At 52.9% G+C, this 6,237-nt stretch carries 13 protein-coding genes (1 of these 13 cut by a window edge); all 13 read left to right on the forward strand.

The annotated features are described in order from the left end of the window. Positions 1-5: 5 nt before the first annotated feature. Positions 6-545: a 50S ribosomal protein L5 gene (gene rplE / locus I6L40_RS03520; RefSeq protein WP_033115585.1), complete on the forward strand. Its 540-nt coding sequence runs from the start codon at positions 6-8 to the stop codon at positions 543-545. 10 nt (positions 546-555) lie between these two features. Then, a complete protein-coding gene (rpsN, locus tag I6L40_RS03525; protein WP_005340609.1) occupies positions 556-861 on the forward strand; it encodes a 30S ribosomal protein S14 in 306 nt (101 codons plus the stop codon). 20 nt (positions 862-881) lie between these two features. Then, positions 882-1,274, forward strand: a complete 393-nt coding sequence (rpsH, locus tag I6L40_RS03530) for a 30S ribosomal protein S8 (RefSeq protein ID WP_033115584.1) — start codon at positions 882-884, stop codon at positions 1,272-1,274. Positions 1,275-1,287: 13 nt separating this feature from the next. Next, positions 1,288-1,821, forward strand: coding sequence for a 50S ribosomal protein L6 (rplF, locus tag I6L40_RS03535; protein WP_033115583.1), 534 nt, complete (start codon positions 1,288-1,290; stop codon positions 1,819-1,821). A gap of 9 nt (positions 1,822-1,830) precedes the next feature. Beyond that, on the forward strand, positions 1,831-2,184 hold the full coding sequence (gene rplR / locus I6L40_RS03540) for a 50S ribosomal protein L18 (RefSeq protein ID WP_005340606.1): 354 nt from the start codon (positions 1,831-1,833) through the stop codon (positions 2,182-2,184). 14 nt (positions 2,185-2,198) lie between these two features. Continuing rightward, positions 2,199-2,699: a 30S ribosomal protein S5 gene (gene rpsE, locus I6L40_RS03545; RefSeq protein WP_005342686.1), complete on the forward strand. Its 501-nt coding sequence runs from the start codon at positions 2,199-2,201 to the stop codon at positions 2,697-2,699. A gap of 6 nt (positions 2,700-2,705) precedes the next feature. Next, a complete protein-coding gene (rpmD, locus tag I6L40_RS03550) occupies positions 2,706-2,885 on the forward strand; it encodes a 50S ribosomal protein L30 (RefSeq protein ID WP_005307985.1) in 180 nt (59 codons plus the stop codon). A 2-nt stretch (positions 2,886-2,887) separates the two neighbouring features. Further along, positions 2,888-3,325, forward strand: a complete 438-nt coding sequence (gene rplO / locus I6L40_RS03555; RefSeq protein WP_033115582.1) for a 50S ribosomal protein L15 — start codon at positions 2,888-2,890, stop codon at positions 3,323-3,325. 8 nt (positions 3,326-3,333) lie between these two features. Continuing rightward, positions 3,334-4,662: a preprotein translocase subunit SecY gene (gene secY / locus I6L40_RS03560; protein ID WP_005340602.1), complete on the forward strand. Its 1,329-nt coding sequence runs from the start codon at positions 3,334-3,336 to the stop codon at positions 4,660-4,662. Positions 4,663-4,689: 27 nt separating this feature from the next. Further along, on the forward strand, positions 4,690-4,803 hold the full coding sequence (gene rpmJ / locus I6L40_RS03565) for a 50S ribosomal protein L36 (protein ID WP_005319705.1): 114 nt from the start codon (positions 4,690-4,692) through the stop codon (positions 4,801-4,803). A 139-nt stretch (positions 4,804-4,942) separates the two neighbouring features. Beyond that, complete coding sequence (rpsM, locus tag I6L40_RS03570) at positions 4,943-5,299, forward strand: 30S ribosomal protein S13 (protein ID WP_005307991.1); 357 nt, start codon at positions 4,943-4,945, stop codon at positions 5,297-5,299. A gap of 14 nt (positions 5,300-5,313) precedes the next feature. After that, the gene (rpsK, locus tag I6L40_RS03575) at positions 5,314-5,703 is read left to right on the forward strand and encodes a 30S ribosomal protein S11 (protein WP_005307993.1); all 390 of its coding nucleotides are present in this window, start codon (positions 5,314-5,316) and stop codon (positions 5,701-5,703) included. A 40-nt stretch (positions 5,704-5,743) separates the two neighbouring features. Beyond that, positions 5,744-6,237: the 5' portion of a 30S ribosomal protein S4 gene (gene rpsD, locus I6L40_RS03580; RefSeq protein ID WP_005342696.1), read on the forward strand. Its footprint extends 127 nt past the window's final position; 494 of the gene's 621 nt are visible here — the first part of the coding sequence; its start codon is at positions 5,744-5,746; its stop codon lies off the right edge, out of view.

Raw genomic sequence — 6,237 nt, forward strand, 5'->3', positions numbered from 1 at the left:
TAACGATGGCGAAACTGCATGATTACTACAAATCCGATGTAGTAAGTGAACTGACCAAGCAGTTCGGTTACAAGACTATCATGCAAGTCCCTCGGATCGAGAAAATCACCCTGAACATGGGTGTTGGTGAAGCGATCTCTGACAAGAAATTGCTGGAAAATGCTGCTGCCGATATGGCTGCCATTTCCGGTCAGAAGCCGCTGATCACCAAAGCTCGCAAATCTGTTGCGGGCTTCAAGATTCGTGAAGGCTACCCGATAGGTTGTAAAGTAACCCTGCGTGGCGAGCGTATGTGGGAGTTCCTGGAACGGCTGATCTGCATCTCCGTACCGCGTATCCGTGACTTCCGTGGCCTGAACGCTAAAGCGTTCGACGGTCGTGGTAACTACTCCATGGGCGTGCGTGAGCAGATCATCTTCCCGGAAATCGACTATGACAAAGTCGATCGCGTCCGTGGTCTGGATATCACCATCACCACTTCCGCGAATACCGATGAAGAAGGCCGTGCTCTGCTGGCTGCCTTTAACTTCCCATTCCGCAAGTAAGGTTAGGGTTATGGCTAAAACATCCATGAAAGCGCGCGAAGCAAAGCGTGCCAAGCTGGTAGCCAAGTACGCGACCAAGCGTGCCGAGCTCAAAGCTATCATCGTTGATATGAACGCTTCTGAAGAAGCGCGTTGGGATGCTGTTCTGCAACTGCAACAGCTGCCCCGTGATTCCAGTCCGTCCCGTCAGCGTAACCGTTGCAACATTACTGGTCGTCCGCACGGTTTCCTGCGCAAGTTTGGCCTGTCTCGCATCAAGGTGCGTGAGCATGCCATGAAGGGCGAAATTCCGGGCCTGAAAAAGGCCTCTTGGTAAAGAATCTCGGGAGTTAGACTATGAGCATGCAAGATCCGATCGCGGATATGCTGACCCGCATCCGTAACGGTCAGGCGGCGAGCAAAGTTGCGGTTTCCATGCCTTCTTCCAAGCTGAAAGTGGCTATTGCCAAAGTGCTGAAAGAAGAAGGTTACATCGCTGGCTACACCGTAGCTGGTGACGTGAAGCCGGAACTGGAAATTGAACTGAAATATTTCCAGGGCAAGCCGGTTGTAGAACTGATCCAACGCGTGAGCCGTCCCGGCCTGCGTATTTACAAGCGCACTACTGATCTGCCGAAAGTTATGGGCGGTCTCGGTGTTGCTATCGTGTCCACGTCTAAAGGTGTGATGACCGACCGTGCTGCTCGCAAAGCAAGCATGGGTGGTGAGATCATCTGCTACGTCGCTTAATAGGAGGTCGGAAATGTCTCGCGTTGCTAAGGCACCCGTCACTATTCCTGCTGGCGTAGAAGTGACTCTGAACGGTCAGGAACTGTCCATCAAAGGTGGTAAAGGTTCCCTGGTTCGTTCTATTCACGCCGGTGTAGAAGTGACCAAAGAAGACAATGTACTGAAGTTCGCCCCGCGCGACGGCATCGCTGGTGCTGACGCTCAGGCCGGTACTGCCCGTGCATTGGTCAACAACATGGTAATCGGTGTTACCCAAGGCTTCGAGCGCAAGCTGCAGCTGGTTGGTGTAGGTTACAAAGCCTCCATCAAGGGCAATGCTGTCGCTCTGGCTCTGGGCTTCTCTCACCCGGTAGAGCATGAGCTGCCGGCTGGTGTAACCGCTGAGTGCCCGTCCCAGACCGAAATCGTTCTGCGTGGCGTTGACAAGCAGCTGGTTGGCCAAGTCGCCGCCGATATCCGTGCTTACCGCGCTCCGGAGCCCTACAAGGGCAAGGGTGTACGCTATGCCAACGAGCAAGTGCGTACTAAAGAAGCTAAGAAGAAGTAAGGTAACACTATGGACAAGAAAGCAGCTCGTCTCCGTCGTGCTACTCGTGCTCGGAAAAAGATGCAGGAACTGGGAGCTACCCGTCTGGTTGTTCACCGTACCCCGCGTCATATCTATGCGCAGGTTATTGCAGCCAACGGTTCCGAAGTTCTGGCCTCTGCTTCCACAGTAGAGAAAGCCATCAGTGAAGCTCTGAAATACACCGGTAACGCAGATGCTGCTACCGCTGTAGGTAAAGCTATCGCTGAGCGTGCTATTGCCAAAGGCGTTCAGAACGTATCTTTCGATCGTTCCGGTTTCAAGTATCACGGCCGTATCGCTGCTCTGGCAGCTGCTGCACGTGACGCTGGTCTTCAGTTCTAAGCTAGGAGTCGAAGATGGCTAAAGTCGAATCTCAAGCCGGCGAACTGCAAGAAAAGCTGATTGCAGTAAACCGTGTTTCGAAAACTGTTAAAGGTGGTCGTATCATGTCCTTCACCGCGTTGACCGTGGTGGGTGATGGTAACGGCCGTGTAGGTTACGGTTACGGTAAAGCCCGTGAAGTTCCGGCTGCTATTCAAAAAGCAATGGAACAGGCCAAGCGTAACCTGAACAAGGTTGAGCTGAACAACGGCACCCTGCACCACCCGGTGAAAGGTGTTCACTCTGGTTCCACCGTGTTCATGAAGCCGGCCTCTCAAGGTACTGGTATCATCGCAGGCGGCGCTATGCGTGCTGTTCTGGAAGTTGCTGGTATCCACAACGTGCTGGCTAAGACCTACGGTTCCACCAACCCAATCAACGTTGTTCGCGCAACTGTAGACGCTCTGGTTCACGGTCAATCACCGGAACAGATCGCTGCCAAGCGTGGTCTGCGCGTTGAAGAAATTCTGGGGTAATGCGACATGGCTAACACTGTAAAAGTAACTCAAACTCGCAGCTCTATCGGCCGTCTGCCCAAGCACAAGGCGACTCTGCGTGGTCTGGGTCTGCGTCGCATTGGTCACACCGTTGAGCTGGAAGATACTCCCTGCGTACGCGGTATGATCAACCAGGTTTATTACATGGTTAAGGTGGAGGGCTAAGCATGCGTCTGAACACTCTGTCTCCGGCCGCTGGTTCCAAGCCTGAAAAACATCGTCGTGGCCGTGGTATCGGCTCCGGCCTGGGCAAGACTGGTGGTCGTGGTGTTAAAGGCCAAACCTCTCGTTCCGGTGGCGGCAAAGTTCGCAACGGTTTCGAAGGCGGCCAGATGCCTTTGAAAATCCGTCTGCCGAAGTTCGGTTTCTTCTCTCGCAAATCTTTGGTTTCTGCCGAAGTGCGCCTGAACGAAATCGCCCTGGTAGAAGGTGATGTGGTCGACGTGAGCACTCTGAAGCAAGCCGGTGTTATTACTAAAAACATCGTGTTCGCTAAAGTTGTTCTGTCTGGCAACATTGACCGTGCTGTGACCGTTCGTGGTCTGTCCGTCACCAAAGGTGCACGCGCAGCCATCGAGGCCGCTGGCGGTAAAATCGAGGAATAATCAGTACAATGGCTAAGAAACCAGGATTGGATGTTAAAGCACAGGGTGGTCTGAGTGAACTGAAGAGCCGTCTGCTCTTCGTTCTCGGGGCGATTATCGTTTTCCGTGCAGGCTCTTATGTGCCGATTCCTGGTATTGACGCCGCCGTACTGGCCGAGTTGTTCCAGCAACAGAAGGGCACCATCATTGAGATGTTCAACATGTTCAGTGGTGGTGCACTCTCGCGTGCTTCTATTCTTGCGTTGGGGATCATGCCGTACATTTCGGCGTCGATCATTATCCAGCTGCTGACTGTGGTTCATCCCGCTCTTGCTGAACTCAAGAAAGAGGGTGAATCCGGCCGTCGCAAGATTAGCCAATATACCCGTTGGGGCACGCTGGTTTTGGGAACTTTCCAGGCCATTGGTATTGCAACCGGTCTGCCGAATATGATGCATGGACTCGTGACTAATCCGGGTCTGGGCTTCTATTTCACAGCGGTTGTGAGTCTGGTCACCGGTACCATGTTCTTGATGTGGTTGGGTGAGCAGATTACCGAGCGTGGGATTGGTAATGGTATCTCGTTGATTATTTTCACAGGTATCGTTGCCGGTCTGCCGCATGCCATTGGCGCTACGGCCGAACAGGCACGTCAAGGGGAATTGCACATCCTGCTGTTGTTGTTGCTGGGCTTGATTGTTTTCGCAGTGACTTACTTTGTGGTGTTCGTGGAGCGTGGTCAGCGTCGTATCGTCGTTAACTATGCCAAGCGTCAACAAGGCCGCCAGGTATTCGCCGCGCAAAGCACGCACCTGCCGTTGAAAGTCAACATGGCCGGTGTGATTCCTGCGATTTTCGCATCCAGCATCATCCTCTTCCCGGGGACCATTACCTCTTGGTTTGGTCAGGGCGAGGGTAAAGTAGCCGACATCCTGCAACAGGTCTCTATGGTCCTGCAGCCGGGTCAGCCGCTTTACGAGATGCTCTATGCAGCAGCCATTATCTTCTTCTGCTTCTTCTATACCGCGCTGGTGTTCAACCCCCGCGAGACAGCAGATAACCTGAAGAAGAGTGGAGCCTTTATCCCGGGGATTCGCCCGGGCGAGCAGACAGCACGTTATATCGATAAGGTTATGACTCGCCTGACATTGGCAGGTGCTCTCTATATAACCTTTATCTGTCTGGTACCCCAGTTCTTGATGACTGCCTGGAACGTACAGTTCTACTTCGGTGGCACCTCGCTGCTGATTATCGTGGTGGTTATCATGGACTTCATGGCTCAGGTTCAGACCCATATGATGTCTCATCAATATGGTGATGTCCTGAGGAAGGCCAACCTGAAGGGCTACGGCCGCTAAAGGTCGGCGTAGTTACGGAGTTAAGCAATGAAAGTTCGTGCTTCCGTTAAGGCAATCTGCCGTAACTGCAAAATCATCAAGCGTCACGGTGTGGTGCGTGTGATTTGCAGCGAGCCTAAGCATAAACAGCGTCAAGGCTAATTTTTTACGGTTAGTACTTGCAACAAATAGTTGTGCTGGCTAATATAGCCAGCCAACTTTTGTTGTGTATTGGTTGACCGCCACGTATCCGCTCACGGGCTTTGTGGTGGTCGTAATCTACTATATGTAGGAGTGAATAGTGGCCCGTATCGCTGGCATTAACATTCCTGACCATAAGCATGCAGTCATCGCTTTGACTGCTATTTATGGCGTCGGTCGTACCCGCTCCAAGGCCATCTGTGCCGCAGCCGGTATCGCTGAGAATGTGAAAATTAAAGACCTGGACGAAGCTCAGATCGAGAGTCTGCGTGAACAAGTAGGTAAATTCACCGTTGAAGGTGACCTGCGTCGTCAGATTTCCATGAACATCAAGCGTTTGATGGATCTGGGTTGCTACCGTGGTTTGCGTCACCGTCGTAGCCTGCCTGTTCGTGGTCAACGTACCAAGACCAACGCTCGTACCCGTAAGGGTCCGCGCAAGGCTATCAAGAAGTAACGGGAAGGTAGAAAATGGCTAAAACTCCGACTCGTGCTCGCAAGCGCGTTAAAAAGCAAGTGAGCGACGGTATTGCGCACGTTCATGCATCTTTCAACAACACAATCGTGACCATTACTGACCGTCAGGGCAACGCTCTGTCTTGGGCTACTTCTGGTGGTTCCGGTTTCCGTGGTTCTCGTAAGTCCACCCCGTTCGCTGCTCAGGTAGCTGCTGAACGCGCTGGTGAGATGGCCAAAGAATATGGCGTCAAGAACCTGGAAGTCATGGTCAAAGGTCCGGGTCCCGGTCGTGAGTCTTCCATCCGCGCCCTGAACGCGGCTGGTTTCCGCATCACTAACATTACTGATGTGACTCCGATCCCGCACAACGGTTGTCGTCCTCCCAAGAAGCGCCGCGTGTAACGCTGGTAGCTACTTGGTCTAGGATTGTTGGAGAAAGAAGATGGCAAGATATATCGGTCCTAAGCTTAAGCTTAGCCGTCGTGAGGGCACAGACCTCTTCCTGAAGTCTGGTGTTCGCGCGATTGATTCTAAGTGCAAGATTGACACCGCTCCTGGTCAGCACGGCGCTCGTAAGCCGCGTCTGTCCGACTACGGTGTGCAACTGCGCGAGAAACAAAAAGTTCGTCGTATCTACGGCGTATTGGAAAAACAGTTCCGCAACTACTACCGCGACGCTGCCCGTCAAAAGGGTAACACCGGTGAAAACCTGTTGCAGCTGCTGGAAGGTCGTCTGGACAACGTCGTATACCGCATGGGCTTCGGTGCTACCCGCGCTGAATCTCGTCAGCTGGTGAGCCACAAGGCCATCATGGTAAACGGCCGCGTTGTGAACATTCCTTCTTTCCAGGTTTCCCCTGAGGACGTGATCTGCGTTCGTGAGAAGGCTAAGAAGCAAGCGCGTATCAAAGCTGCCCTTGAGGTTGCTGGTCAGCG

The organism is Aeromonas sp. FDAARGOS 1410 (assembly GCF_019048745.1).
In the GTDB taxonomy this organism is placed as follows: domain Bacteria; phylum Pseudomonadota; class Gammaproteobacteria; order Enterobacterales; family Aeromonadaceae; genus Aeromonas; species Aeromonas jandaei.